Annotated in this window: 22 protein-coding genes; 17 read left to right on the top strand and 5 right to left on the bottom strand. The window is 53.4% G+C overall.

Features of this window, described 5'->3' with window-relative positions:
* Window positions 1-20 precede the first annotated feature (20 nt).
* Genes uvrC through SynMVIR181_RS06265 form a run of 6 tightly spaced genes read left to right on the top strand, consistent with a single transcriptional unit; the run spans window position 21 to window position 5,578 of the window.
* Entirely contained in the window at window positions 21-1,976 is a 1,956-nt protein-coding gene (gene uvrC / locus SynMVIR181_RS06290) for an excinuclease ABC subunit UvrC (protein ID WP_186590375.1), read from the top strand.
* Window positions 1,973-2,287, top strand: a complete 315-nt coding sequence (locus SynMVIR181_RS06285) for a hypothetical protein (protein WP_186590374.1) — start codon at window positions 1,973-1,975, stop codon at window positions 2,285-2,287. Before uvrC ends, SynMVIR181_RS06285 begins: the two co-directional genes overlap by 4 nt.
* A 6-nt stretch (window positions 2,288-2,293) precedes the next feature.
* The gene (locus SynMVIR181_RS06280) at window positions 2,294-3,700 is read left to right on the top strand and encodes a cryptochrome/photolyase family protein (protein WP_186590373.1); all 1,407 of its coding nucleotides are present in this window, start codon (window positions 2,294-2,296) and stop codon (window positions 3,698-3,700) included.
* A 35-nt stretch (window positions 3,701-3,735) separates the two neighbouring features.
* Window positions 3,736-4,329, top strand: a complete 594-nt coding sequence (gene hemJ / locus SynMVIR181_RS06275) for a protoporphyrinogen oxidase HemJ (RefSeq protein WP_186590372.1) — start codon at window positions 3,736-3,738, stop codon at window positions 4,327-4,329.
* Complete coding sequence (locus SynMVIR181_RS06270) at window positions 4,322-4,975, top strand: PHP domain-containing protein (RefSeq protein ID WP_186590542.1); 654 nt, start codon at window positions 4,322-4,324, stop codon at window positions 4,973-4,975. The genes hemJ and SynMVIR181_RS06270 overlap by 8 nt, the downstream gene beginning before the upstream one ends.
* Window positions 4,976-5,002: 27 nt before the next feature.
* Window positions 5,003-5,578 carry a hypothetical protein gene (locus SynMVIR181_RS06265; protein ID WP_186590371.1) on the top strand — a complete coding sequence of 192 codons (576 nt, stop codon included), beginning with the start codon at window positions 5,003-5,005 and terminating at the stop codon, window positions 5,576-5,578.
* Here SynMVIR181_RS06265 and cobN read toward each other — a convergent pair.
* Window positions 5,568-9,344: a cobaltochelatase subunit CobN gene (gene cobN / locus SynMVIR181_RS06260; protein WP_186590370.1), complete on the bottom strand. Its 3,777-nt coding sequence runs from the start codon at window positions 9,342-9,344 to the stop codon at window positions 5,568-5,570. The two genes, SynMVIR181_RS06265 and cobN, sit on opposite strands and share 11 nt — an antisense overlap.
* A 76-nt stretch (window positions 9,345-9,420) precedes the next feature.
* On the opposite strand from cobN, the gene SynMVIR181_RS06255 reads away from it, so the two are divergent.
* Genes SynMVIR181_RS06255 through SynMVIR181_RS06245 form a run of 3 tightly spaced genes read left to right on the top strand, consistent with a single transcriptional unit; the run spans window position 9,421 to window position 14,342 of the window.
* Window positions 9,421-10,338, top strand: a complete 918-nt coding sequence (locus SynMVIR181_RS06255) for a branched-chain amino acid transaminase (RefSeq protein ID WP_186590369.1) — start codon at window positions 9,421-9,423, stop codon at window positions 10,336-10,338.
* A gap of 58 nt (window positions 10,339-10,396) precedes the next feature.
* Window positions 10,397-14,017: a methionine synthase gene (gene metH, locus SynMVIR181_RS06250; protein WP_186590368.1), complete on the top strand. Its 3,621-nt coding sequence runs from the start codon at window positions 10,397-10,399 to the stop codon at window positions 14,015-14,017.
* A 52-nt stretch (window positions 14,018-14,069) separates the two neighbouring features.
* Window positions 14,070-14,342 carry a DUF4090 family protein gene (locus SynMVIR181_RS06245; protein WP_186519126.1) on the top strand — a complete coding sequence of 91 codons (273 nt, stop codon included), beginning with the start codon at window positions 14,070-14,072 and terminating at the stop codon, window positions 14,340-14,342.
* Window positions 14,343-14,370: 28 nt separating this feature from the next.
* Here the strand turns inward: SynMVIR181_RS06245 and SynMVIR181_RS06240 are convergent, their stop codons facing one another.
* Window positions 14,371-14,601: a hypothetical protein gene (locus SynMVIR181_RS06240; RefSeq protein WP_186522595.1), complete on the bottom strand. Its 231-nt coding sequence runs from the start codon at window positions 14,599-14,601 to the stop codon at window positions 14,371-14,373.
* Between the two features lie 111 nt (window positions 14,602-14,712).
* Here SynMVIR181_RS06240 and SynMVIR181_RS06235 point away from each other — a divergent pair, with 111 nt between their 5' ends.
* Complete coding sequence (locus SynMVIR181_RS06235; protein ID WP_186522593.1) at window positions 14,713-15,120, top strand: DUF2237 family protein; 408 nt, start codon at window positions 14,713-14,715, stop codon at window positions 15,118-15,120.
* Here the strand turns inward: SynMVIR181_RS06235 and SynMVIR181_RS06230 are convergent.
* The gene (locus tag SynMVIR181_RS06230; RefSeq protein WP_186590367.1) at window positions 15,102-15,842 is read right to left on the bottom strand and encodes an SDR family NAD(P)-dependent oxidoreductase; all 741 of its coding nucleotides are present in this window, start codon (window positions 15,840-15,842) and stop codon (window positions 15,102-15,104) included. The two genes, SynMVIR181_RS06235 and SynMVIR181_RS06230, sit on opposite strands and share 19 nt — an antisense overlap.
* On the opposite strand from SynMVIR181_RS06230, the gene SynMVIR181_RS06225 reads away from it, so the two are divergent.
* The 6 genes from SynMVIR181_RS06225 (at window position 15,841) to SynMVIR181_RS06205 (ending at window position 21,489) form a co-directional block, all read left to right on the top strand.
* On the top strand, window positions 15,841-16,818 hold the full coding sequence (locus SynMVIR181_RS06225; protein WP_255444481.1) for a SpoIID/LytB domain-containing protein: 978 nt from the start codon (window positions 15,841-15,843) through the stop codon (window positions 16,816-16,818). The genes SynMVIR181_RS06230 and SynMVIR181_RS06225 overlap by 2 nt on opposite strands.
* Entirely contained in the window at window positions 16,808-17,704 is an 897-nt protein-coding gene (locus tag SynMVIR181_RS06220; protein ID WP_186590366.1) for an ATP adenylyltransferase, read from the top strand. Before SynMVIR181_RS06225 ends, SynMVIR181_RS06220 begins: the two co-directional genes overlap by 11 nt.
* Window positions 17,705-17,761: 57 nt before the next feature.
* The gene (locus SynMVIR181_RS06215) at window positions 17,762-18,415 is read left to right on the top strand and encodes a sigma-70 family RNA polymerase sigma factor (RefSeq protein WP_186590365.1); all 654 of its coding nucleotides are present in this window, start codon (window positions 17,762-17,764) and stop codon (window positions 18,413-18,415) included.
* A 2-nt stretch (window positions 18,416-18,417) separates the two neighbouring features.
* Window positions 18,418-18,549 (top strand): hypothetical protein, encoded by a 132-nt coding sequence (locus SynMVIR181_RS13455; protein ID WP_370593884.1) that lies wholly within the window; start codon window positions 18,418-18,420, stop codon window positions 18,547-18,549.
* Window positions 18,550-18,697: 148 nt separating this feature from the next.
* On the top strand, window positions 18,698-20,365 hold the full coding sequence (locus SynMVIR181_RS06210) for a DUF3370 family protein (RefSeq protein ID WP_186590540.1): 1,668 nt from the start codon (window positions 18,698-18,700) through the stop codon (window positions 20,363-20,365).
* 41 nt (window positions 20,366-20,406) lie between these two features.
* Window positions 20,407-21,489, top strand: a complete 1,083-nt coding sequence (locus tag SynMVIR181_RS06205; RefSeq protein WP_186522585.1) for a molecular chaperone DnaJ — start codon at window positions 20,407-20,409, stop codon at window positions 21,487-21,489.
* Window positions 21,490-22,277: 788 nt separating this feature from the next.
* On the opposite strand, the gene SynMVIR181_RS06200 is transcribed toward SynMVIR181_RS06205, so the two are convergent.
* Window positions 22,278-22,772, bottom strand: a complete 495-nt coding sequence (locus SynMVIR181_RS06200; RefSeq protein WP_186590364.1) for an allophycocyanin subunit alpha-B — start codon at window positions 22,770-22,772, stop codon at window positions 22,278-22,280.
* Window positions 22,773-22,852: 80 nt separating this feature from the next.
* On the opposite strand from SynMVIR181_RS06200, the gene rlmD reads away from it, so the two are divergent.
* Entirely contained in the window at window positions 22,853-24,247 is a 1,395-nt protein-coding gene (gene rlmD, locus SynMVIR181_RS06195; RefSeq protein ID WP_186590363.1) for a 23S rRNA (uracil(1939)-C(5))-methyltransferase RlmD, read from the top strand.
* On the opposite strand, the gene pheT is transcribed toward rlmD, so the two are convergent.
* Entirely contained in the window at window positions 24,225-26,675 is a 2,451-nt protein-coding gene (gene pheT, locus SynMVIR181_RS06190; protein WP_186590362.1) for a phenylalanine--tRNA ligase subunit beta, read from the bottom strand. The two genes, rlmD and pheT, sit on opposite strands and share 23 nt — an antisense overlap.
* Window positions 26,676-26,707: the final 32 nt, after the last annotated feature.

Here is a 26,707-nt window from a genome sequence, read left to right as displayed (position 1 = left end):
AGGGTCTCTAGATTCAACACATGCAGCGTCCTTTGCTTGAGCAACCGGAGCGCCTGGAACAGCGCCTGAAAGAGATTCCCCCTGAGCCGGGCTGTTATCTCATGCGCGATGCCGACGACCGCTTGCTGTACGTCGGAAAATCAAAAACCTTGCGCAGCAGGGTTCGAAGCTACTTTCGCAGCAGCCATGACCTGAGCCCACGCATTCGCTTGATGGTGCGTCAGATCTGCGAAATCGAATTCATCGTGACTGACAGCGAGGCAGAAGCGCTCGCTCTGGAATCGAATCTCATCAAAAACCAGCAACCGCATTTCAATGTGTTGCTTAAAGATGATAAAAAATATCCCTATCTCTGCATTACCTGGAGCGAACCCTACCCCCGAATTTTCATCACTCGACGTCGAAGATTTCGAAGTCCACTGGATCGTTTTTACGGACCCTATGTAGATGTGGGATTACTACGAAGAACCCTCTTTCTTGTGAAACGTGTGTTTCCTCTACGCCAACGTCCACGACCTCTCTATCCAAACCGTACCTGCCTCAATTATTCCATTGGACGTTGTCCAGGTGTTTGCCAGGAAAAGGTTAGTTCGGAGGATTATCACCAGATTTTACGCAAAGTTGCGATGGTGTTTCAAGGGCGGAGCGATGAGCTCAGGCAACTCCTCAACCAGCAGATGGAGCGATACGCCGAGAGACTTGATTTTGAATCTGCTGCTGGAATACGCGATCAACTTCAAGGCATTGATCAATTAACGGCAGATCAAAAAATGAGCTTGCCGGATGCATCCGTGAGCAGAGATGTTCTTGCTGTTGCTCAAGATGAGCACTTTGCCGCGATTCAGTTGTTCCAGATGCGAGCTGGAAAACTCGTGGGAAGGCTTGGCTTTGCAGCAGACGCAACAGACCTGCAGGCAGGATTAATTCTTCAGCGGGTGATTGAAGAGCACTACAGCCAGGTTGATGCTGTTGAAATTCCTCCAGAAGTCTTAGTGCAACATCCGCTTCCTCAACAGCCTTTGATTGCCGAATGGCTCAGCGAGCAAAGAGAGCGCAAAGTTCAGGTGTTGCATCCCCAACGGCGCCAAAAAGCTGATCTCATTGATTTGGTCATGCGTAATGCTGAATTTGAACTAGGCCGTGCTCGCCAAAGCCAAGAACAACAAGCTTTAGCGAATGAAGATCTCGCTCAACTTCTTGAATTAGCCACACCTCCAAGGCGAATCGAGGGTTATGACATCAGTCATATTCAAGGCAGTGATGCTGTTGCCTCCCAGGTGGTTTTTATAGACGGGCTTCCTGCTAAGCAGCATTACCGCCGTTACAAGATCCAAAGCAGCAGCATTCAGGCCGGTCATAGCGATGACTTCATGGCCATGGCAGAAATTATGCGCAGGCGCTTTCGCAAGTGGGCCCGCGTGAAAGCGGAGGGTGCTGACCTGGTTCAAATCAGGCGTCAATCCAGCAGCAGTCTGAACATGGACGGACTGCATGACTGGCCCGATGTCGTGATGATTGACGGAGGTAAAGGTCAACTATCAGCCGTGATGGAAGCTTTGCGCGAATTGGATTTGCATGAGGATCTTGTGGTGTGTTCCTTGGCCAAACAACGAGAAGAGGTTTTCCTCCCAGAAGCCAAGCAACCCCTTGAAAGCGAGCCCGATCAACTCGGGGTGGCCTTGTTGCGACGTTTGCGTGACGAGGCGCATCGCTTTGCGGTGACCTTCCATCGACAGCAACGGGGCCAGCGGATGAAACGCTCACGCCTCTCCGATATTCCTGGACTAGGCCCAAAACGCGTACGAGATCTTCTGGCCCACTTTCAATCGATTGATGCCATTCAGCTCGCAAGCGTGGATCAGCTCCATCAAGCCCCCGGGGTGGGACTCTCGCTGGCCAAACAGATCCGCGCCTATTTTCATCCTCAAGACTTGGATGACAACAACGTGGTGATGGCAGGCGAGGACACGGCATGAAAAGGTGCTTTCAAGCCACAAATCTGATCTTCACAGTTTTGATCGGGGTCGCCATCACGCTGATCAGTCCTGATCGGGCTCTCGCTGCACCTGGTCTATGTACAGGTGTGGTGTGCGCCGATGAGATCACCCGCAGCGCCAAAAATCACTGGCAATTGCGCATGCGCCTGGAAGATCAACAAAGGCATCGCGAACGGGTGGTGATGGATTGCCGCAACCAACAGCTCAGCCCACGAGGTGGACTGGTGGATCGAATCCCAGCAACAGCTCTCGGAAAGCGTGCCTGTCGACTGGCGGGAGAAGCCGGTTAAGACGCTATGGACATCACCCTTGTTTTCCCCCATCAGCTGTTTGAACACCATCCCGGCATTCGTGCCAACAGAAGCATTGCCCTGATTGCTGACGGCTTGATCCTTGGAGGTGACCCTCAGTGGCCACTCACCATCCATCCACGCAAGCTCGAATTGCATCAACAATCGATGCTGGCGTATCAGAAGCGCCTTGAATCCAAAGGCCATAGCGTTCTTACCCTGACGCCAAACAAACAGCAACAGACGTCAGATCTGCTGAATCAACTGATCGACTCTGGATATCAAACGTTTTACCTCGCTGATCCCGTCGACGATCTTTTAACCAAGAGAGTCAGAAAGACCCTGCAACAGCGAAGTTGCGTCGTAGAAATTTTGCCCACTCCGATGTTGCTCACACCAACTGAAGTGATGGATGACTATTTCAATGGCCGGCGCAAGCCAATGATGGCCAATTTCTACCAAATGCAGCGCAAACGCCTGGGAGTTTTGATCGATGATCAGGGGGCTCCTGTGGGTGGTCGTTGGAGTTTTGACGCAGACAACCGTAAAAAACTTCCCAAGGGCATCAGTGTTCCTGACGAACCATCACTTGATTTGCCCGTTGATCACTTGTCGGCACAACAATGGTTGGACACTTTTCTTGAAAACAGACTGGCTGGTTTTGGCACCTACGAGGATGCGATCAGCTCCCAGCACCGTGTGATGTGGCATAGCGTTTTAACACCCATGCTGAATCTGGGACTTCTCACTCCCCAACAGGTTTTAAACCGAACGCTCGAAGCAGCAAACGCGAGTGAGATCCCTATGAATTCTTTGGAGGGTTTTCTGAGACAAATTATTGGTTGGCGTGAATTCATGGCCGCCATGTATTTGCGTCACGGAGTAACGATGCGAAACAGCAATTTTTGGAAGTTTGAGGATCGTCCCATCCCAGATGCTTTTTACCAAGGAACGACAGGAATTCCGCCCATTGATGATGCTATTAAACGTGCTCTCAATACTGGTTATTGTCATCACATTGAGCGATTAATGTTACTTGGAAACATGATGCTTCTTTGCGGCTTCCACCCCACCCGAATCTACACCTGGTTCATGGAACTTTTTGTGGATGCCTACGATTGGGTAATGGTCCCGAATGTTTATGGAATGAGTCAGTTTGCTGACGGTGGAATCTTTACGAGTAAGCCATATTTATCAGGATCGAATTATGTGCGCAAAATGTCTGACTACAAACCTGGAGAGTGGTGTGGCATTTGGGATGGCTTGTTCTGGAGCTTTATTCATCGTCATGGAGACTTTTTTCGTTCGCAACCACGGCTGGCGATGATGGCTCGGAATCTTGATCGCATGTCTCCAGAGGTCTTAGACACGCATTACATGAACGCACAACAGTTTCTTAACTCGCTCAGCTAACGGCTTTCTATTGTCGAAGCGAGATTGATGGGGTCATGACACTGACGCTTCCACCTGAGGCTTACCTGTGGTTCAAGACCCTTCACATCGTTGGGGTGGTGGTCTGGTTTGCCGGTCTGTTTTATCTCGTCAGGCTGTTCATTTATCACGTGGAAGCAGAGGAGGAGGAATCGCCTGTACGCGAAGCCTTCAAAGCGCAGTACGCCGTGATGGAACGGCGACTCGCCAACATCATCACCACACCTGGACTGATCCTTACCGTCACGATGGCTGCAGGGCTGTTGATTGCCCAGCCGTCCTGGCTTCAGCAAGGTTGGATGCACGCAAAGCTCGGGTTTGTGGGCTTGTTAGTGGCGTATCACGTGTTCTGCTATCGACTCATGGGCCAACTTCAGGCTGGGAGCTGCCAATGGAGCGGACGGCAACTCCGTGCCCTCAATGAACTTCCCACCCTGTTGCTCGTTCTCGTGGTGATGCTGGTGGTGTTCAAGACCCAGTTCCCAACTGGGGCGGCAACCTGGTTAACCGTCGGACTGGTGGTGTTCATGGCAGGAACCATTCAGTTTTATGCCCGCTGGCGTCGTCTTCGTGAAGCAGCTCTTGCGCAGGAGTCGGTCCCAGATGCATGACGATCACCCGTTGCGGGATGTCCTTGACACGGTTGGTCCTGAGAGCTGCCCAGGCTTACTGAATTTTCACTGCCATACCGTCTGCAGTGACGGCAGTCTGGAACCGATCGCTCTGATTGAACAAGCCACTGAGCGGAAGCTGAGTCACCTTGCGGTCACCGATCACCATTCGACCGCTGCCTACGTTCCGATGGTTGCTTGGCTGGAACGCGCCCGCGATCGGGGTGAAACCACGCCAACGCTATGGAGTGGGATGGAAATCAGTTGCATCCTGCGCGGATGCTTGGTCCACGTTTTGGCTCTTGGCTTTACGCCAGGACATCCTGCCCTTTTGCCCTATTCAAGCGGCGATGCTGCAGTCGGTGCTCCACTAAGGGCCGGTGAGGTCCGCAAAGCCATCCATAGCGCCGGAGGGCTTGCAATCCTTGCTCATCCAGGTCGCTACAGATTGGGGTTCTCCGCCTTGATTGAAGCGGCGGCAGAGCTGGGTTTTGACGGTGGTGAAGCTTGGTACGACTACGACATGCAACAACGCTGGGCCCCTACCCCATTGATCTGTGAATCGATCGACAAACAGTTGAAGAACCTTGGCCTTTTGCGTAGCTGCGGCACCGATACCCACGGTATGGACCTAAAAGGCCGCTAAATTCATGTATCGATCTGGATCACAGGAATGGGCCTCTTTGATCGGCTGCTGAATTCAAGCTCCAAGGACGACGGTCAACAGGACCTTCCGAAGGACCGTGCCAAGCCGAAAGCCGAAGCCTTCTATCTCGACTCCGACGCGTCGTCGTCCTACGGAAACGTGGATTACATGCGAGAGGCCAAGACCATTCGTCGCACCTTCCCCGGAACCGCCGACAACCCTGGCAACAAAGAGTTGGTGACCAAGGTCGACGCAATGGACGTCACCGTTGGAAAGCGCACCCAAGGATTGGGTGATGAGAAGCCCAATGAGGAACCCGCGATTCCGTCTTTGCTCTCCAGCGGCATTCCTAAGCCTGTCAAAAAGACATTCGCCGAAACGATGACCCAGGCCCAACTGGATCAAAAACTGAAGGGGAATGCGTTACGCACAGCTGGCGTCAATACGCCAATGGCGCCTGATGCTGCCCCTATGGGTCGCAAGGAAGAATTGAAGTCTGAGCCCGAAATTCAGCCCAAGAACACGCCGGAATCGCGGGATCCCTCTGCAAAACCGGGATCGATTGATCCGTTCAAGGCCATGGTTCGCGACCTCAACAACTAAGACCTCCTTTCTCGACAGTCTCCTCAGCTTGAAGAACCAAGCCCCTGATCTGGTCAAGCTGATCAGGGGATGGTTGAGACCACAATCCTCGGTTGGCAGCTTCAAGTAAACGTTCGGCCATATCCCTGAGAACCCAGGGATTGGACCGGGTCAAAAAGTCTTGTGTGCCAGCTTCCAACAGCCACTGATCACAGATGGCCCCGTAGCACCAATCAGGAACGGCATTCGTGGAAGCGTCGTAGGCAAATAAATAGTCGAGGCTGGCTCCCATTTCGAAGGCTCCCTTGTAGCCATGCTGTTGCATTCCCTGGATCCAGCGTGGGTTTAACAAACGGCTTCTCACCACCTTGTCGATTTCACGGCTGAGGGAATGAATGCGAAGCCGTTCTTGGCGAGAGTGATCTGCAAACCAGGGCTGCACTGAGGTTCCACCGGAACGACGCACCGCAGCCGTCATCCCCCCATGAAACTGGTAGTAGTCATCTGAATCGAGTAGATCGTGTTCCCTGTTGTCCTGGTTATGGAGCACAACCTGCACGTGACGCAGAGCAGCCTCTAACCCTTCTCGATTGGCCTGGGCTCGCACATCACTGTCATAACTCCACGAACTCCAGGCTAAAAAAGCCTCTCCAAGTTCGTCCTGGTTGTCCCATTGACCCGAATCGATCAAGGCTTGCAATCCAGCGCCATACGCTCCCGGTGCTGAACCAAAAATCCTCGATTGAGGCCCTTGCTCACGGGTGATCGCCGCAAGCGGGTTTTCACCGTCTGTTTCGTCGAGTGATGAGACGAGTTGCACAGCGCGATTCACCCAGCCCACAAGCTGGGGGAAGGCATCGCGGAACAGTCCTGACATCCGCAAGGTGACATCAACCCGGGGTCGAGCCAGCAGGCTTAAAGGAATCACTTCAAGGTCCACCATGCGCCGAGTTGGGCCATCCCAGAGAGGACGCACCCCCAGCAACGCGAACATCTGGGCGATGTCTTCACCGCCATTGCGCATCGTGGCTGTTCCCCACACCGACAACGCAAGGTGCCTTAGATCTTCTCCTTCCTCGAGTCGGTAGAGATCCAACAGTTGCTCAGCGCTACGCCGGCCTAAATCCCAAGCCGCTTCGGTGGGAAGACCGCGCAGGTCAACGGAATAAAAATTGCGACCCGTAGGCAACACATCTGGACGACCACGCGTTGGGGCTCCGGAGGGTCCACTAGCAATCCGTCGTCCAGCCAAAGCAGCAAGAAAAGCCGTCTTTTCACTGGAAGCACAGGCCAACAATCGCGGCACCAGCTCGTCGCGCAAGCGCAGCAGAGCAGGCTCTTTGTTGTCTTGAAGCCACTGCTGCAGCAAAGGACACAGAGATTCAGAGGGCTCGTCTGTGATCTGCTCCAGCAAGCGGAGCGCTTGATCATCGAGCCAACTCACAGCTGCCGATACACGTCTGGGCTGATCACAACCCAACTGCTCGAGGGTTCTGCAGTCGTGGGCGCTAAGACGAGCACCGTCTTCATCCGACCAAGGGTCGCATTCCAGTCCAATCACCTTGGCCATCGCCTGAGTGATGCCTTGACAGCCACCGGAGGGCGATCGAGCAATGGCCAGAAGAAGTTCTCTCTGCATCAACGGTTCAGGTTGGCTGCCAAGACGATGCAGGCCTGTTCTGATTTGCGCCTCCTTCAATTCACACAGATACGTTTCCACCTGATCAAGACAGCGGGCCCAAGACTCGTTGTCTTGATCAGGAGAACTTGATGCATCGTTTGGTGCTTCGTTTGATGCATTGGGGAGGGAAGGCCAATCCAGACGTTGAAGTAGCTGCTTGATTTGCTGCTCGAGCAGATCGCAGCGTTCGGCAGCAACCTGACGAGCCTCGACATACTCATCGAGCAAGGCTTCCAAAGACAGCAAAGATCCATGCAATCCAGCCCGACCCAAGGGCGGAGTGAGGTGATCGAGAATCACGGCATGGCCCCGACGCTTGGCCTGGGAACCCTCTCCAGGATCATTCACGATGAAGGGATAAATGTGAGGGATCGGAGCAAGCGCCAGTCCTGGCCCACAGGCCTCACTCAGTCCAACCGACTTGCCTGGTAGCCATTCGGCGCTGCCATGTTTGCCCACATGGACCATTAGCTGGGTGCCATGCACCTCCTGCAGCCAGAGATATTGAGCCAAATAACGATGTGGAGGAGGGAGATCCGGAGAATGAAGATCACTGATCTGATCGGGGTCGTAGCCACGGCTGGGCTGAATCAACACAGCCACATGACCCAGCAGAAGACCATGCACAGCAAATCCCTTCTCCTCCAGATCCACGGCCTGTTCCGGTGAGCCCCAGCGGCGCTCAATCAGAGCTCGAGCTTCAGGCGTGAGCTGTCGCCACCAGCGCAGATAGTGGTTGAGGGGAAGATAGGCAAGGGGCTGAAGGTGAGAACTCTCCGGATCGTTGCTGCGTCCAGACAACAATTGGGCCATCAGCGCTTGAGACGCATCGGGACACGACTCGCTGCCAAGCGCAACACCGGCTTCAGAAAGCCAATTCAAAATATTGATGGTGCTAGCGGGAGTATCCAGACCAACCCCATTGGCCAAACGTCCATTGCGAACGGGGTAATTCGCAAGCACCAATGCCACGCGCTTCTCTGCTGCGTCCGTTTGACGAAGATCAACCCAACAACGGGCATGGTCCGCAAGCCAATTCAGCCCAGCAGCGTCGGGAACCAAACTTTTGACAGCGGTCGACAAACTGGATTCCGCATCCTGGACTTCACGGAATGCACCGATTCTCGTGGTGATGCGTCCATCCAACTCAGGAAGCACCACTTGAAGGGAGAGATCGATGGGATCGAGCCCCTGGGTGGTCGCGTCCCAAGCTTGTTTGGATCGTCCCGAGCAAAGCAGTTGCAACACAGGCAGATCAAGGCCATCCCACAACGGAGTGCCCAGTCCCGCCTCTTGAAACTGCACCGATGCAAATGCCGTGGTGCTGACCACCAGCTGAACATCCTGCGCTTGAAATGCTCGTTGCACCCCCTCCTGAACCACGGGATCTCTCAAGCTGCTCACCCAGAGGGCACGCGGTGCTAATCCACGACTTCGCAACGCCGTTAAAAGTTGATCACACCAATCCGTGTCAGCGGCGCGGGCATGGGCCCGATACAACAGGACTCCGACCTTCGCACCTGATTCATCACGCCAATCAAATGGGGCTGGATCAGCCATCCGTTCCGGCTGAAGATCGGGCGCGTCCTTCAAGGCCTCAGGTTCCGTGCAACTGGTGATGAAGGGATGAATCGCCTTCAAAACCTTGGTCATGTTGGGCATCCCGCCTTCGCGCAACAACAGAGCCAACTGTTGAGAAAGGGTGGGAGAAACCGATCCAATCGGATGGAGCTCGTCGTTTTGATCAGCGGTCCCCGCCAAGACGATCAAGGTGCGTTGTGGGGCAGTCGACTGCCAACGCCTGCACTGTTCAAGCCCATAGCTCCAGTGACCCCGCCCACCTAGCAAGCGCACCACAAGCACCCGGGCGGCTCGCCCCGTTGTGGCCAGATAGTGGTCAATTTGAGCCGGATGTCGCAGGCAATCGAGCGGCAAAGCCCGCAATTGCTCCTTCCACTGCCCCAGCTCTGGCTGCCGAAGACAAGCGGAGAGCGTACTGATATCGGTCGCAGCGCTAGTCAGAAAAAGAATGGGGGCAGGCGGTTGCTCAACAACGGTGAAAACCTCGTTGCTTTCGGCGCCAGGAAGACTGCTCAGTCGATGCATGTCTCCATTCTGGTCTGATCACATCACACCCACCGAGCGAGGTGAGTGAGAAAATTTGAGCATCGATCAATGAGCGATGCATCAGTTCCTTCCCTACGCCTGGTTTGAAGGCCGCTGCATCCCGTTTGACCAGGCCAAAGTTTCGATCGCCACGCATGCCCTTCATTACGGCACCGGTGCTTTCGGAGGCATGCGCGCGATTCCAGATCCGGAAAAACCTGGCGGCATGCTGTTGTTTCGCCCGGACCGCCATGCCCGGCGTCTCTCCCAGAGCGCCAAGCTCCTGCTCGCTGATCTCACGGAAGAAACCGTGATGGAGGCTCTCGTTGCGGTGCTGAGGGCTAATAAGCCCACAACGCCCATCTACCTGAGGCCATTTGTTTACACCAGTGATTTAGGCATCGCACCACGTCTGCACAACATCGAGACTGATTTTCTGATTTACGGCTTAGAGCTCGGCGATTACCTCTCTCCCGATGGCGTGAGTTGCCGCATTAGTAGTTGGACCCGGCAGGAAGATCGCTCACTTCCCCTGCGCGGAAAAATCAGTGGTGCTTACATCACAAGCTCACTAGCCAAAACGGAAGCAGTCACGAGCGGGTTCGACGAAGCCCTGCTCATGAACACGCGGGGAAAAGTGAGCGAAGCCAGTGGCATGAATCTATTTTTGGTGCGCGACGGAGTCCTGATCACCCCTGGAGTTGATCAAGACATTCTTGAGGGAATCACCCGCTCCAGCGTGATTGAGCTGGCAAAGCACATGGGATTTCAGGTGATCGAACGCCCCGTCGACAAAACCGAACTCTGTATCGCCGATGAAGTCTTCCTTACGGGAACTGCAGCGAAAATTACGCCGATTCGGCAACTCGAATCCACGGTCTTACCGACCCATCGACCGGTAATGGATGCCTTAAGACAACGGCTCGTGTCGATTACGCAAGGACGAGATCCTGAATTCAGCCATTGGGTCACCAGGATCGAACTCGAAGACTAAGGATCGGCCTTCGGATCAAGAGCAGTTCATAGAATGGCTCGAGAGAAGCAACTGAGCGATGCAGGCCGTCACAGAGACCCCCACCCTGATCGCCTCACGTTTTTTAAAGCGGCTGCATGATCCATCAAGACCTGTCTTGGTGTTTGACGGAGCAACTGGCACCTCCCTGCAACAGCTCGACTTATCCGCCGATGATTTCGGCGGGGAAGCCTTAGAGGGTTGCAATGAAAACCTTGTCGTCACAAGACCCGATGCCGTTCAAAGCGTGCATCGACAGTTTCTTGACGCCGGTTGTGATGTCATCGAAACCGATACCTTTGGTGCCGCCTCTGTCGTGCTGGCCGAGTACGGCTTAGAAGACAAAACCTTCGAGCTCAACAAGCGTGCTGCCGAGTTGGCCAAGGAAGTGGCCATGGAATACAGCACCGACGAAAAACCACGATTCGTGGCTGGGTCGATGGGACCCACCACAAAATTACCCACGCTGGGACACATCAGTTTTGATCTCCTTCGCGATTCCTATCAGGAGCAAGCAGAAGGACTGATTGCCGGCGATGTGGATCTACTCATCATTGAGACATGTCAGGACGTTCTGCAGATCAAGGCTGCTCTTCAAGGGATTGAGCAAGCCTTTGAAACCAGCGGTGAACGCCGCCCATTGATGGTGTCCGTAACGATGGAAACCACAGGCACCATGCTGGTGGGTTCCGACATCGCAGCTGTTGTTTCCATTCTTGAACCCTTTCCGATTGATGTTCTTGGGCTGAACTGCGCAACAGGTCCTGAACAAATGAAAGAGCACATGCGTTATCTGACAGATAATGCTCCATTTGTGGTGAGCTGCATCCCCAACGCAGGCTTACCAGAAAATGTTGGAGGCGTGGCGCATTACCGGCTGACACCGGTGGAGCTGAAAATGCAATTAATGCACTTTGTGGAAGATCTTGGGGTTCAAGTGATTGGTGGATGTTGCGGAACAACACCTGCTCATATTGGAGCTCTTTCTGAAATTTCATCAGAGCTAAATGCCGCACCAAGAAAAGTGCGCACCCACCACCATGAAAGAAAAGCCCTCAGTTATGAAGCAGCGGCCTCATCGATTTATGGCGCAACTCCTTACCTACAAGACAATTCTTTCTTAATCATTGGTGAACGACTCAATGCCAGTGGATCTAAGAAAGTACGTGAATTACTGAATGAAGAGGATTGGGACGGATTGGTCGCCGTTGCCAGAGGCCAGGTCAAAGAAAATGCTCATGTGCTTGATATCAACGTTGATTATGTCGGTCGTGATGGTGAGCGAGATATGCGCGAGCTGGTGAATCGAGTCGTCACCAATGTGAATCTTCCTTTGATGCTGGATTCCACCGAATGGCAAAAGATGGAAGCCGGACTCAAAGTTGCTGGAGGAAAGTGCATTCTCAATTCAACCAACTACGAAGACGGTGATGAACGGTTCTTCAAGGTGTTGGAGCTAGCCAAACGCTATGGAGCTGGAGTGGTGATTGGCACGATCGACGAAGACGGTATGGCCCGGACTGCAGACCAAAAAGTTGCGATTGCGAAAAGGGCCTATCGAGATGCTGTGGAGTATGGAATTCCAGCCCGGGAAATCTTTTACGACGCGCTCGCATTACCGATCTCCACTGGTATCGAAGAAGATCGACGCAACGGGGCTGAAACAATCGAAGCCATTCGCAGGATTCGCACGGATCTCCCCCAAGTTCATGTTGTCCTTGGCGTATCGAATGTGAGCTTCGGCTTATCTCCTGCCGCCAGAATTACGCTGAATTCAGTCTTTTTGCATGATTGCTGTGAAGCTGGAATGGATGCGGCGATTGTGTCACCAGCCAAGATTCTTCCCCTGATGAAAATCAGCGAAGAGCATCAGAAAGTTTGTCGAGATTTGATCAATGATCGTCGTGGATTCGAAGGAGATGTTTGCACTTATGACCCGCTTACAGTTCTAACAACGTTATTCGAGGGTGTAAGTGCCAAAGCCGCCCGTGAATCGGGACCATCCCTGAGCGACCTACCTGTCGAAGAGCGGCTGAAACAACACATCATTGATGGTGAGCGCATTGGATTGGAGGACGCTCTCAAAGAGGGCTTAGAAAATTATCCGCCATTAGAAATCGTCAACACCTATTTGCTTGACGGAATGAAGGTGGTTGGAGAACTGTTTGGGTCCGGGCAAATGCAACTTCCTTTCGTCCTTCAGTCTGCCGAAACCATGAAATCTGCAGTGGCATTTTTAGAACCCTTTATGGAGAAAGAAGAAGGGGAGCGATCTGCAAAAGCCAAGTTTTTAATCGCAACAGTTAAAGGTGATGTTCATGATATTGGCAAAAACCTCGTAGACATTATTTTGACCAATAATGGCTATGAAGTTATTAACCTTGGAATCAAGCAAGATGTGAATGCAATCATCACTGCCCAGGAAGAGCATCAGGCTGATTGCATCGCCATGAGTGGACTTCTAGTGAAATCTACAGCCTTCATGAAAAATAATTTGCAATCTTTTAACGAAGCAGGTATCAACGTACCGGTCGTCCTTGGTGGCGCTGCACTTACACCCAGGTTCGTGAATAAAGACTGCAACGATGTGTACGACGGCAAAGTGATTTACGGCAAAGACGCTTTCACAGATCTGCGCTTTATGGACGCGTTAGTGACTGCAAAAGCAAAGGATCGCTGGGATGATCGCGCTGGCTTCCTCGATGGCACCCCCGAAGGTCTCTCGATTGGTGGGGACGCAGAACCCTCAGAGTCAGCCGACGCAGCGCCTGAGAGCTCCTCTGAGCCAACTGAGACACCTGATCTCAAGCTTCCCGTCAGTTACCACCGATCCGATGCCGTTCCTGAGGAGAAAGCCGTCATCACTCCCTTCCTTGGTGCCTCCGTTCTTCAGGGAGACGATCAGATTCCCCTCGACGAAGTGATTGCGTTCCTCGACCGTCAGGCACTGTTCGCTGGTCAGTGGCAGATGCGCAAAGCCAAAAACCAAAGCCGTGAAGAGTACGAACAGGATCTCGCGGATAAGGCCGAGCCAATCCTCCAAAAATGGCTGGCGCGGGCCAAAGACGACCAACTCCTCCATCCAGCAGTGGCTTACGGCTATTTCCCTTGCGGTCGCGATGGCAACGCGGTGGTGGTGTTTAACCCGGAGGGTGGTGCAGAGCTGGGTCGTTTTGACGTCCCCCGTCAACGCAGTGGGAATCGCTACTGCATCGCCGATTTCTTCCAAGACCTCAAAGAGGGGCATCCCTGCGATGTACTGCCGATGCAAGCGGTCACCATGGGTGAAGAAGCCAGTCGCTTCAGCCAAGAACTCTTTCGCAAGGATGCCTACAGCGACTATCTGTTTTTTCACGGATTAGCCGTTCAGATGGCAGAAGCGCTTGCTGAGTGGACCCACGCCCGGATTCGGCGTGAATGCGGCTTCTCCGATCCCGACGGGATGCCTCTCAGGGACATTTTTGCCCAGCGCTATAGGGGTAGCCGGTATTCCTTTGGCTATCCAGCCTGTCCCAACGTGGCGGATTCCCGTCAACAACTGGAATGGCTACAGGCTGATCGCATTGGTTTGACCATGGATGAAAGCGATCAACTGCATCCAGAACAGAGCACAACAGCCCTGGTTGCTTTGCACAGCAACGCTCGCTACTTCAGCGCTTAAAGCCTCACAGCAATGTGTTGCCTCAGACTTCTGAGGCACTGCACTTGCTCCCATGGACTTCAGCGGCCCCGACGCCATCGACAATGCGATTAAGGCTGGATTGGATATCGATGGCAGCCCTCTTCCAGAAGCGATGCTCACGCTCTACCGCGAGGTCATGGATCAAGAGGCACAACGAAAGCGCAGTGGAGTGCGTAAGTCGATGAGAAACCGGATCGTTCGCACCGGTGCCAAACATTTCAGCCAAGACGTCCTGAACACCCGATTAATCGAGGCTGGCTGGGAAGGCCTGAAGGACAAGGAAATCAGCTTTTACTTCAGCTGACAACCGATTCAATGTGAGCTCTGCAGGATCACTCCTGGCAGAGCTTTTCCATCGTGTCGATCACGTCCTGCTGAAAATCATCCAGCGCGCTGGACTCGCTCAAATCAAATCCTTCTCCCGCAGCGTTCTGCGCAAGATCCTGAAAGTGGAAGGCTCCCTCACCATTGGCAAGGAACTCAATAGCCGATGACTCGCCACTTTCGCGGAACGCATCGCAGAGGGCGATAAACGCCGCGTCTTCAGTGAACTCCCAATCCATCGAGGAGGCATAACTGAACGACCTTTAACGCCTAACCCCCGTGATCCGTCAACCATCTCGTCTCGGAATGTGCCAGTCGTTCGGCAGACTCCTGGCAGCAAATGCAAGCGAATGCCGTCACAACAACAAGAGCAAAAGCCAGTTGGGCAGGGGAATCTGAATGTTTTAGGTGGTGCGCTTGAAGGCTGTAGTTGTGAGCCGATGACAGGTTGGTTTCGAGATGGACACTGCCGCACAGATCCCAGCGACGTGGGGCAACACAGCGTCTGTTGCGTGATGTCTGAACGCTTTCTGAATTACAGCAAGGCCCAGGGCAATGACCTGAGCACTCCCATGCCCGACTTTGGCTTCCCTGGTCTCAAACCAGGCGATCACTGGTGTGTCTGTGCCCCACGCTGGAAGCAGGCCTATGACGACGGAATGGCTCCACCGGTTCGACTCGAAGCAACCGAACACACAGCGCTGCAGGTGATCCCCCTAGACGTCCTCAAAACGCACGCTCACCAAGGAATCTCCTGACCATCCCAAGCCAGGAAACGGCCGCTATCGCCTGCTGTCTGCTCGAGCAAAACATCAAGCAACAGGGCGGCCGCTTTTTGAGGACTGAACAGACGATCCGGCGGAACAAAATTTTGGAACGGCTTGGAAAGTGCTGTATCTGTGGTGCCTGGATGCAGCATCGTGACTGTGGCGAGAGGAAAACGCCGCGCCCACTCCACACTCAACGAACGCAAATACATGTTCTGAGCCGCTTTGGCTCCCCGATAGGCGTACCAGCCCCCTGTTCTGTTGTCGCCGATGCTCCCGACTCGCGCGCTGAGACTCGCAAAGTGAAAAGGGAGATCCCGGTTCAGAGCTGGCTCAATCGCTTTAGCCAAGAGCAGAGGGCCAGCGGCATTGATCGCAAAGGATTCCATCAAATGATCGGCACAAACCTGCTGCAGACGCTTCTCAGGGGTGAGGGAGCCTCCATGCAGTCGCCCAGTGGCATTGATCACCAAACGCAGGGGCTGTGGATCCCCTAGGAGCCTCTGAGACAACACCGCAAGGCTCTGGGACGACTCGAGATCCACCTGCCAATTTCCACACTCGTCATCGGCTGAACCCAAGGTTCGGCCGCAAAGCATGACCTCCAGAGCAGGCTGACGGCGTTGCAACTCCTTGGCAAGTGCTGTACCAAGACCACCACGCCCAACGACCAATGCACGGCCATTCCAAGCAACTCTGTTGATTTCAGGCATGATCAAAAGCGTTGTCCGAGGGACAGTGAGACAGCTCACCCCACTGTTGCTGGGCATGACCGCCACCGCGGGAATGATCGGTGTCGTCTCCTGGAGTGTCCAAGCGCTTGGGACGCTCGAACAACAGCGAACCCAAAAAAATACCCTTGAAACGCTGCTTGAGAGCTCCGAAAAAGATCAAGCAACGATTCACTCCCCAGCTGATGGACGTGAGCTCCATCGGCCGCCAACTAAATCAGTAGCGCAGCCCACTCCTAGTGCAAGGCCACTAGGCGCTCCTGGCAACCCGATTGTGCGCGTTGCTTTGTTGAGTCAATCGCCACCGCGTGCCGTGGATTTATCAGGGCAAGCCGAGTGCCGATTCAGCAACGGTGAAGTCGTGCAGAAACGAACTCTTAAAAAACTTTTTGCTGATCGTCATTCGAACCTAGTGACCTGCCATTCAGGTCAAAATGGGGCCGTAGTCGTGAATGAGCGCTCCTATCCGGGGACAGTTTATTTCCTCAACAGAGGTGATGGTTGGATTGCGATTAATCAACTTTCTTTGGAGCGTTACGTAGCCTCTGTAGTTGGAGCGGAGATGCCGAGTCACTGGAATCCTGAAGCATTAAAGGCACAAGCTGTTGCTGCACGGTCCTATGCCCTCGTGCACCTTGTGCGTCCTGCAGATTCCGATTTCAATCTTGGTGATACAACACGTTGGCAAGCCTATGGAGGCCTCAATAGTCAAAGCGCACCCACGGCAGCCGCAACAAAAGCGACCCAGGGTTTGGTGCTGAGTTTTCAAGGAGGATTAGTGGAATCGCTGTACGCATCGACCAGTGAAATCGCTGCTGAGGCGCACAGCCATTTGGGCGCAAGCATGAGTCAACACGGCGCACAAAACCTGGCCATGAAGGGGCTCAAGTTCAATGAAATCTTGAGTCGTTATTACGTGGGTGCCTCCCTAGCGAGGCTCAAAACAAATGGGAACTGAGACCTACTGGAAGCGAGCGCTCGAGCAAAGCGAGAGGGCACTGAAGTCTGGAGCGCTCGTTCCTCTTAGTACCTCATTAGAACCTCTTGTTGGTAATCCAGAATCCAATTTCGAGTTGCGAACTCTCGAAAGTCGCTTGCCTAAACATTTAAAGAGAGAGGGACCTAAACCCAATCCATTTCAACCGTGGGACCCACAACTTGAGGTGGCACGTTTAGATCCAGGTCATGCAGTCATTTTGAATAAATATCCGGTCCAACGTGGACACATGCTTCTGATTACTTCCGATTGGGCCGCCCAGGATAGTTGGCTCACATTGGCTGACTGGACCGCATTAGTTCACGTTGATCAAGACACATCTGGCCTGTGGTTTTTCAACAGCGGACCTATTGCAGGCGCGAGTCAACCCCATCGACATCTTCAACTGTTGCCACGCAACAAAGACGAGATTAGTTGTCCAAGAGACCTCTGGTTTCAAAAACAATTGGCTTCACAGAGAAGAATCGAAACAACGAACGATTCCTTGTTGAACAGCTGCTCCGTTGTCTCGCGATTCAATCCAAGCAAGAACCAAGATGAACAAGCACAACACCTTTATGACTGCTATCTATCACTTTCTAAACAACTAGGCAACGGACATCCCTCTCAAGATCAACGCCCAAGATCTTTCTACAACCTTTTGCTTACACCGCAATGGATGGCGATGGTGAGGCGTCGTCGAGAAGGTGCTGCCGGATTCAGCATCAATGCCCTTGGATTTGCTGGATACCTATTGGCCACCGCAAGCGCTGATCGGAACTGGCTCAAAGTTCATGGCCCAGAGGCCTTATTGCGTGAAGTCGTTCTCGAAATCCGTGGAAACACGGTTGTGGAGTCATCCCCTTAGCTGTCTGTCTAAAGAAGGACAACCGTCCGATACCGACCCCCTTCTTCGATAACAACCATGAACGAAAACCACACGATCAGAAATGCACGGATCAAGCATCATCTGAACCTGGTCGATCCGATTGCAGGGCATTACGCAAGACGATCAGGTCTGGATCGAGATGATCTCGAGCAGGTGGGCAGGCTTGGGTTATTGCGAGCGGCAGAAGGCTATGAGCAAGGTCAAGACAAACCATTTGAGGTGTTTGCAAGGCCTCACATCAGAGGAGCCATTCTTCATTACCTCAGAGACAGCGTGGGACTGGTGCGACTCCCTAGACGGCTCCAAGAACAAGCCCAAAACACAATTAAAAACACCTCTTCAGAACCGCAAAAAGCTTCGATGTCAGCGGAGAGGGAACTTCAGGTCCATGCCTATCGCCGTCGTCAATCGTGGGAGCCCCTAGACGAAAGCAGAGTGGCAGCAGACCAACCTGGATGGGAGCCGATGCTGATGCAGGAAAGCGCCCGCCGAATCTGGAAGGCCATTCACCAATTAGCGCCAACGGAGCAAAAGGCGCTGATTGAGGTCGTGATCGAAGGTGCCAGCCTCCGTGTTGCTGGGACAAAGCAGGGTGTCAGCGCAATGACAATGCAGCGGAGGCTGAAACGGGCCCTAGCCCAATTGCGGCAGGAGTTGGTAGATCAGGATTCGTCGCTGTGGTCCCGTTGAATTTGGCCCTCAAGTGTGGTCATCGCCGCGTTGACAGCAGCAAGTTGACGCTCAAGCCCATCGCGCCAGAAACGGAGCATCTCCAACTTGCGTTGTTGGTGATGACTCCGCCAATGACTGGAGGGCTCACATGAGGACTGGCAGAAAAATGGAGGCAACATGCGTAAACACACGATCTTCCATAATCCTGGCGAATTGTTCCAGAAATCGAGACTGCCAACACACACTTGGCGCTTCTGAACCAGACGATTAGGTTTGGAACTTGCGGAAGAATCCAGCCGCATGGCCCAAAACCAGTCTCGCGTGTCGCACCGATTATCAAAACTGGTCCTAGTCAGCGTCGCAATTGCGACATGTGATTTAGGTGTCGTGGAGAAGGCGCATGCTTACGTGCCCTTGATGGCTGGGCAGAGAGCTCGTGCTCTCAATGGCACCTTTAATAACGTTCCAGTCCTTCATTCGAACCAACCCGAAATTGTCAAAGGGCCTGGGATCCTCGTCAATACAGCTCCAGGTTCAGCTGTCGCCGCTGAAAACAACCAGCCATTAAGGAATGCTGAATTCACTTTTAATGGCGAATTCGGGTTGCATATGCACCATAAATACTATCCTCAAGACAGCAGTAAGTTAGGAGGTCGTCGATCCAGAGGATTGCTATCAGTTGCAGCAATTGCTATCAATCCAGGTAGCAAACCTGTGACCCTCAAATTAAAAAGAGGCTCTGTTAAAAACAGTTTTGAGGCGCCCTATCAGTCCAATCGTTTGATGGGCGTAAAGCCCCTTGGCCGTCGTCCATGGAATACGGGCCCAGGTGACGCCACAGCAGTGCAAATGTTGAGAGGCGAACTTGATCGCAAGCTCCCACAGCAAATAACGATCCCAGCTCGAAGTCGCAAAGTGATTGTGAGTTCAGTTCTTCCTGCGAGAGGAATTATGAACGGTCTATTGAGAGGTCGTAGTGACGGGCCATTCCAACTTGCTGTGGTAGCAGCAGAGGAAACAAACCAAGAGCAAGAGCTTATTGCTGTTCTTGATAGCAATAGACTGGCACCGGGGCGCATTTATTTGAACCGTCTCAATGAGATTCGTACGGGAAAAGTATTTTCAAGAGTGGCTGGTGTGGCCCTTGGTGACGAATACAAAGCCTCGATCAATCATGACCTCTCACAAAGTGCATTACACATTCCTTTAACAAGCACTCGCAAGCATCACTTTGGAACGAGAGATATTCAGGTCAATCAATTATCAACACGGATGATTGATTCCGCTCTTAATAATGTTGGCACCTACGGAGTGCGCTTTGATGTTGAGCTGAATCTCTCTGGCATTGGCGCTCACGAGTTGGTTTTAAGCCATCCAGTGGCATCCGGTCGAAAACCTTTCACAGCTTTTCGGGGATCGATCGGAATCAAAAGTCAGGAAGGCTATCGAGAAGTTCATGTTGGGATGAAATCGGGGCAGAGCCTGCCCCTCGGCCAAATCAATGTTCAGGCAAACGCTGTCAATCCCGTCACAATCAGCGTTGTTTATCCAGCTGATGCCACGCCAGGACACTTGTTAAGCGTGGTTCCAGTGACCCAGCTCGCAGTGCTTCGTCGGCGTGAAGAGTTACTGGAAGCAGCAAGAAAAGCTGAAGCAGCAGCGAAAAAACGCAAGGTTGTTCCGCCAACGCCTCCACCGGCGATCAATGCGCAGCCAAATCCCCCTAAGGCGAAAGACAACAAGCCAAACCCCATCATCAGATCTCCTCGACCTGTAGCCACACCTCGGACCACTCCGAAACCAGCCCCAAGAATTCAGCCTTCAACGATTGCCGCGCCATCAAGTGGTGCCAATCAGTTGCCAGCAGCGATGATCATGCCTCAGCGCGTTAACGATTCATTGGAGCAGCGCTATCGCGATGCCATCAAGGCTCAGCAGGATTGGCTGCGCCGACTGCAAGGTCGATAGGCTTCGCGCATTGTTTTACTCGGATCATCGCGGCAGGCTGAATGGGGCGTCGGATCACACTTGAACTTCCTGATCATCTCGTTGATCGCATCGACGAGCTGAAGAGAGAGTGGTGCATCAGGTCCAGAGGAGATTGCTTAACGCGATTGCTGGAAGAAATCTGGACTGATGAGACGGATTTCGAGACAGACCTCGAGGCAGGTGTCGCTGATCTTCTCAGCACTGGAGCCAACAAGGAGCCAACGGACGACGTATCAGTCGCGACCTCGCCTGATGCCATCGAATTAAAGCGAGACCAGCGACCAACGGAACCCTCCTACAACGAGGACCGGGCCATCGTCTTGGTTCGCCGTAGTCAAGACCCGAAAGAGCAAGACACAACATCAGTGCTCACCCCCGACACCAGTCAGCCGAGGGAGATCAACACAAAAAAACGAGGCATTGACTTACCTGGATTTGTGAGAAGCCGCACGCAGGCCATCCGAACCAGCCTTCAACAGCCTCAAACGCCAGAAGAAGGACGTGACAGTCCCTTTGTACCAGTGGTGAGCTTTGATCACTTAACCGCTTGCTGCAATAAAGCCATCGATCACTGGACCAGCCTGTATGGATCAGCGCCAGGGGCAACGGTTCTTGAAGCTGTGATGTTGTGGATGGCCCGAGATATTTGGCCCCAATTGGACGGAAGCGAGGGGCGCACCTTCACCTGGAGCCAGGTCAACCAATCAATGCAGGATGTCTGCACTGATTGGTCCGTGCAGTCTCCAAAATTTGAACATGTGATTGTCGCTGCTGCAGTTCTCGAAGATCCATTTGCCGCAGGCAACGTGGAAGATCGCATCCCAACGTTGATTCGTCGCTTTGTGAACCGCTTCAAACGAAGTCGGCGTGTGACGTCCTTTGAAACCTTGGAATCCACCATGACCCTGCATGGTGCGCTGCGATTGCTAGATCTACCAACGCAAGCTGGAGCCTCCCTCACTCTGCGTACCATCCGAGACGCTTACAAGAAAAAAGCGATCGAAGCCCATCCAGACGCCGGGGGATCTACGGATGGAATGAGACGACTGAATGAGGCTTATCAGATGCTGCGGGAGCTTTATAGAGACAAAGAGTCTCAGTAATCTCAAGCATGCATCAGAGTAGGACTCATAATAAGACGCATGCAAGACGACTAAGGGTCATAAATCTCAGCTGAGTCTTACAACTGGTCTCAGAGCAAGTCCCAAGCCAGATAGAAGATTGATTTGTTGTTATGAACTCACTTTTCGATTGTTTTAAATGCCACCCTTGCCGAATCCTCATTCCTAGAGCCAACAAAAATCAATCGATCATCCAGACCCGAACGTCCACAGCGAGTCGAGGAGCAACGAATCAATCGCCTAAAACCTGTCCAAGCCCGTCAATCGGATGTCCAAGCGATTCTTGGCCAATAAAGACACAAGTGATAGCACCATTTTTGAAGCTTGCGTACCTGCTGTAGACACAGTGACGCAAGACCATTGGACGACCTGGCCAGGCCTATGACTCAAGCCACCTTGCGCAGCAAGACAACAGCGCTGCAGGCTTTTGCCGCACCAAACGAAGGAAACAACAATCGCAATCGAGTCTTGTGTCAAGACTCAGTGCAAGTCTCATTCACGACATACAAGACAATAATTTCGGGGATCACCCCAAACGAGCCCCTTCGCTCTGAAACAAAGCACAGCTGCAATCCGCAACGAGAAACCCGCCTCAACAATGCGAGGCAAACCCGCTGTCAGCAACCAAAGTTGAGTCTCATGCGGCTCATCCAAGACCCTTAACTGGACTCATAAAGCGTCTCAAGTGAGACTACTGCAAGCAGTTTTGAATCTCTTTGGCATTAAAAGAGCCGCCCCTACGGGCGGCTCTCGAAGAAAAGCAAGACCGTTTAAGTGGACGTTTGCATTCCTTGAATGAGGTAATCAAAGTATGGAGCTGCGAGGGCTTGCTGATCTTCGGAAAGCAGTGTGAGGGAAGCCTCTCTCATGCAGCGCATGGCTTCCACCATCCCAGGCATCGGAACTCCAAGACTGTTGTACATCTCACGGGCGCCAACAAGACCAATCTGTTGGATGAGCTCCGTACTTCCTGCAAGAACTCCGTAGGTCACAAGGCGCAAATACCAGCTGTAATCACGCAGGCACTGGGCGCGTTGCTTCTGACCGAAGGCGTTGCCTCCTGGAGCAACGTATTCAGGTTTTCGTGAGAACAGCTGTTTGGCGGATTCATCAACGATTTTCTTCTCGTTCTCTGTGAGACTTCGAACAACAGATAAACGAGTCGAACCCTGGCTGAGAAAATCAACCATTGATCGCAGTTCACCGCTGCTGGGGTAACGCAGATCGTCATCTGCTTTGAGAATCAGATCCCGAACAACGCTCATGTCAGCTGGCAAGCTTGAATGAGTCTAGAGCTATCGATCGCTTCGCATGAAGTTGCAGCGATTGGTGTTACGCCTTTGCAATGGCCCAGTCCTTGAGCGACCCACCAGTAGCTGGTCAAATCATCACCGTTCTGGGGAGCGATCTCAACCATCAGGGCCTCGGACTCGCGCGCTGGCAAGGCTGGGTGGTGATTGTTCCCCAGTTGCTTCCAGGTGAAGAGGCCCAGGTGCAATTGCTGCAACGCAAGAAGTCGCAATGGTTTGCGCGCCATCTCAAAACACTCGTTGCCGCTCCAGGTGCGAGAAAACCTCCGTGCATCCTTGCCAAAGACTGTGGGGGTTGTTCTCTGCAACACCTCGAGGAGAGCATTCAGTCGGAATGGAAGCGCACGCGACTTGAACAGACCCTGAAACGAATCGGTGGGATCGACATCCAGTCGCCTGCCCCGATCCATCACGATCTTGAACACTTGGGCTACCGCAATCGAGCCCTCATTCCTCTGCTTCGACAAAACGATCAGCTGCGTTTGGGTTACTACCGACGCGGAAGCCATCGCATCGTGAACCTCAATCGTTGTCCTGTTTTAGACCCACGCATCGATGCCCTCATCAAACCCCTGAAACAGGACCTTGAAGCCAGCGGGTGGCCGGCTGATGCTGACCTGCATGGCGAACTGGGGTTGCGCCACCTTGGTTTGCGCGTGGGTATGCGAACCGGGGAACTGCTGATCACGCTGGTCAGTGCAACCAGCGAACTCAACGGTGTGAAAGACCTGGCCGTGGAGTGGATGAGCCGTTGGCCTGCAGTAGCCGGTGTGACCTTGAACCTGCAGCCGCGCCGGAGCAACACCGTGCTCGGTGCGATCACCCACACCCTCGCGGGTCGAGATTGCATCAGCGAACGCTTCTGCGATCTTCAACTTCTGCTTAAAACAACCACCTTTTTCCAAATCAACACGGCGCGGGCGGAGCAGATCGTGATTGTGTTGCGGGATTGGCTTTTGAAGCGTGGGGACTGCAAACGCTTAATTGATGCCTATTGCGGCATCGGAACCATCAGCTTGCCGATCGCTGCAACAGGCATCAGCGTGGTTGGTCTTGAAATCAATCCCGCTTCTGTTCAACAGGCACAACAAAACGCGGCCTTGAATGGAATCACCGATGCCAGCTTTGAAGCGGGTGATGTGGCCTTGCTGCTAAGTGATTACCTTCCGAGTCACGATGCTCTTGTGGTGGACCCACCGCGAAAAGGATTGGCGCCAGATGTACTTGACGCCATTCTGAATTGCCCGCCCAAGAGCTTGGCCTACTTGAGTTGTGACTCAGCAACCTTGGCGAGGGACCTCAAGAGACTGGTCTCAGAAGACGGTCCCTATGCCATTGATCGCATTCAACCCGTGGACTTTTTTCCCCAGACAACCCATCTGGAATGTCTGGTGCTGATGAAGCGCATCAACTGCGCAGTTCAACCTTGAATTGTTTAACCAAGGCTTGCCGAACTTTGTCTTGTACGGGCTGAAGTTGCTCATCCGTAAGCGTGCTGTCTTTACCGCGATAGCGAAGTCGAAAGGCTTGGCTGCATTGATCATCAGGAAGTTGACCTCCTTCAAATCGGTCGATCAACTCCACACTTTCTAGAAGTGGCTTGCCAGCTTTACGAATGGCTTGCATTAAGTCTGCAGCTGGCAATGTCTTCGGCACAAGCATCGCAAGATCCCTCTCCATCGCAGGCAGTGTCGAGAACGCTTTGAAGGAAGGCACCCAACGATTGCGACGCGTCACCGCTTCCAGGAGACGGGGGAGATCAAGATCAAACAGATAGGTGGCGTCGGGGAGCTCGTACTGAGCACACAAAACCGGATGGAGCTGACCAAAGCAACCAAGGGTTCGGCCTTCCACCACCACCGCTGCAGCCCGCCCGGGATGAAGACGGGGGTCATCCGCTAGGGGACGGTCTTGGGTTTCAAGACCCAAGGAGTTCAAAACAGTGGCGAGTGCTCCGCGAGCCTTGAAGTAATCCGGAGCGAGTGCCTTGCCGCTGGTCGCCCAGCGTGAAACACGCCGTTCTCCGCAAATCACGCCGCCGAGACGTGCTGTCTGCACAATCTCTCTGTCCTGGGGATGGAAAACATGACCAATTTCGAACAGCCAACAACCGGGTTGAGAAGCCTGAAGATTGCGTTGGCAAATCTGGAGATGCTCCTGCCAGAGCGTGGTTCTGAGATGGCTGGTTTCCGCCAACAGTGGGTTACTGATTGGAATGCGATTGGGATCATCCGCATCAGCGCCCGTAAGCGATAAGCAGGTGATCTCTTGAAGCCCTGCACTGCAAAGGCGGCGACGCAACCGACGCTCCGCCTGCTGCATGTCCGTAAGACCCCCGGGAGCCAGGGGGTCAGGCAAGTGAGCACCAAAACAGTCGAATCCCACAAGACGCGCCACCTCCTCGATCAGATCCACCTCGCGAAGAAGATCCATCCGACGGGAGGGAGGCACAACCACCGTCCAGCCATCCTCAGTAGAGCTGAGGTGGCAGCCGAGTGCGGAAAGACAATCCTCTACCTGTTGATCACTCACATCGGATCCCTCTTCTTCTTCAGAAGCCAAAGGACCAAGAAGTTGATGAAGAGCATGACGGCGAAGGGTCACCACGGGTTCCGGGCCTTCCTCGGCACAGCACAGCCAACTGCGGCCTGCCACTCCGCCTAGGAGCTGTTCCATCAGTTCGAGTGCACGACCCGCTGCAGGCAAGGTGATCTGACGCGGTAACCCCTTTTCGTAACGAGAGCTGGCATCCGTGCGCAACCCTGTTGCACGACTGCTGCTGCGAATCGAGGCGGGAGTGAACAGGGCTGATTCCAACCAGATTTTGGTGGTCGTGGCCGTGACTCCGCTCTCAGCACTGCCGATCACCCCCGCAATCGCAACCGGTCGATCACGACAGGTGACCAACTGAACACGCTCGTCAACCGTGATGGTGCGGCCATCTAATCCCGTAAAGGGTTCCTTCGCCAGTCCTTGCCTAAGTCCAAAATCAGCTGGCTTGAGATCGGGTCCACACAACCGTTCCAAGGCATCAAGGTCAAAGGCATGGAGAGGTTGACCTTGTTCCAACATCACCAAATTGGTGATGTCCACAATCGCGTTAACGGGTTTTACACCAGCCCGGAGAAGTCTCTGTTGAAGCCAGGCAGGAGCATCTTTCCCACCATCGAGACCACTCACTTCGGTCAAGGCGTACACACCCCCCTCTTTCATGGCAGCAGCATGGTCGGCTGAGGGGTTCAAATCAGCTGTCGCCTGTGGCGCCACCGGCTTGGGCAACTGCAGGGCGGCACCTGTCAGTGCCGCCACTTCCCTTGCAATACCTGTCATCGACAGACCATCTGGCCGATTCGCGGTGATCGCCAATTCCAGAACAGTGTCATCCAACCCAAGGCAAGACGCCACTGCCGTACCAGGTGCCGGAAGGCTTTCAAGCAGATCGTCCAAGACAGCAATGCCGTCAACGTCGGTGGGTTGCCCGAGCTCTGCGAGCGAACAAATCATTCCCTGGCTCGCCACTCCACGCAGCTCACCAGCCTTAATCGTGAGATTGACCGCAGGAAGAACAGCACCAATGGTGGCGACAGGAACATGAATGCCTGCCCGCACATTGCTGGCACCACAAACGATCTGAACCGTCTCCTCCGCCCCTATGTCCACAACACAGACACTGAGTTTGTCGGCATTGGGATGTTTATCGCGCTCCAACACATGGCCCACCACAACACCTTGGGCGAATCGACTCAAATCATCGATCTCCTCCACCTCAAATCCAGCCATGGATAGGCGTTCGCCGAGTTGATCAGCGGCTTCATTTACCTGGACGAGATCCTGCAACCAGGAAAGGGAGACCCGCACGTCAACGTTTCAATCGGATATCGATCCTACGA

The sequence above is a fragment of the Synechococcus sp. MVIR-18-1 genome, assembly GCF_014279835.1.
In the GTDB taxonomy this organism is placed as follows: domain Bacteria; phylum Cyanobacteriota; class Cyanobacteriia; order PCC-6307; family Cyanobiaceae; genus Synechococcus_C.
This window is presented reverse-complemented; position numbering and strand designations above follow the sequence as displayed.

Bases quoted from the DNA above. Each gene is read 5' to 3' on its own strand.
- SynMVIR181_RS06255 (WP_186590369.1), top strand. From the start codon at position 9,421: ATGCATCAGTTCCTTCCCTACGCCTGGTTTGAAGGCCGCTGCATCCCG.
- SynMVIR181_RS06220 (WP_186590366.1), top strand. From the start codon at position 16,808: ATGGGAACTGAGACCTACTGGAAGCGAGCGCTCGAGCAAAGCGAGAGG.
- uvrC (WP_186590375.1), top strand. From the start codon at position 21: ATGCAGCGTCCTTTGCTTGAGCAACCGGAGCGCCTGGAACAGCGCCTG.
- SynMVIR181_RS06285 (WP_186590374.1), top strand. From the start codon at position 1,973: ATGAAAAGGTGCTTTCAAGCCACAAATCTGATCTTCACAGTTTTGATC.
- SynMVIR181_RS06245 (WP_186519126.1), top strand. From the start codon at position 14,070: ATGGACTTCAGCGGCCCCGACGCCATCGACAATGCGATTAAGGCTGGA.
- metH (WP_186590368.1), top strand. From the start codon at position 10,397: ATGCAGGCCGTCACAGAGACCCCCACCCTGATCGCCTCACGTTTTTTA.
- rlmD (WP_186590363.1), top strand. From the start codon at position 22,853: ATGGCCCAGTCCTTGAGCGACCCACCAGTAGCTGGTCAAATCATCACC.
- SynMVIR181_RS06230 (WP_186590367.1), bottom strand. From the start codon at position 15,842: ATGCCTGAAATCAACAGAGTTGCTTGGAATGGCCGTGCATTGGTCGTT.
- SynMVIR181_RS06215 (WP_186590365.1), top strand. From the start codon at position 17,762: ATGAACGAAAACCACACGATCAGAAATGCACGGATCAAGCATCATCTG.
- SynMVIR181_RS06225 (WP_255444481.1), top strand. From the start codon at position 15,841: ATGATCAAAAGCGTTGTCCGAGGGACAGTGAGACAGCTCACCCCACTG.
- SynMVIR181_RS06280 (WP_186590373.1), top strand. From the start codon at position 2,294: ATGGACATCACCCTTGTTTTCCCCCATCAGCTGTTTGAACACCATCCC.
- SynMVIR181_RS06205 (WP_186522585.1), top strand. From the start codon at position 20,407: ATGGGGCGTCGGATCACACTTGAACTTCCTGATCATCTCGTTGATCGC.
- SynMVIR181_RS06265 (WP_186590371.1), top strand. From the start codon at position 5,003: ATGGGCCTCTTTGATCGGCTGCTGAATTCAAGCTCCAAGGACGACGGT.
- SynMVIR181_RS06210 (WP_186590540.1), top strand. From the start codon at position 18,698: ATGGCCCAAAACCAGTCTCGCGTGTCGCACCGATTATCAAAACTGGTC.
- SynMVIR181_RS06270 (WP_186590542.1), top strand. From the start codon at position 4,322: ATGCATGACGATCACCCGTTGCGGGATGTCCTTGACACGGTTGGTCCT.
- cobN (WP_186590370.1), bottom strand. From the start codon at position 9,344: ATGCATCGACTGAGCAGTCTTCCTGGCGCCGAAAGCAACGAGGTTTTC.
- SynMVIR181_RS06200 (WP_186590364.1), bottom strand. From the start codon at position 22,772: ATGAGCGTTGTTCGGGATCTGATTCTCAAAGCAGATGACGATCTGCGT.
- SynMVIR181_RS06235 (WP_186522593.1), top strand. From the start codon at position 14,713: ATGCCGTCACAACAACAAGAGCAAAAGCCAGTTGGGCAGGGGAATCTG.
- hemJ (WP_186590372.1), top strand. From the start codon at position 3,736: ATGACACTGACGCTTCCACCTGAGGCTTACCTGTGGTTCAAGACCCTT.
- SynMVIR181_RS06240 (WP_186522595.1), bottom strand. From the start codon at position 14,601: ATGGATTGGGAGTTCACTGAAGACGCGGCGTTTATCGCCCTCTGCGAT.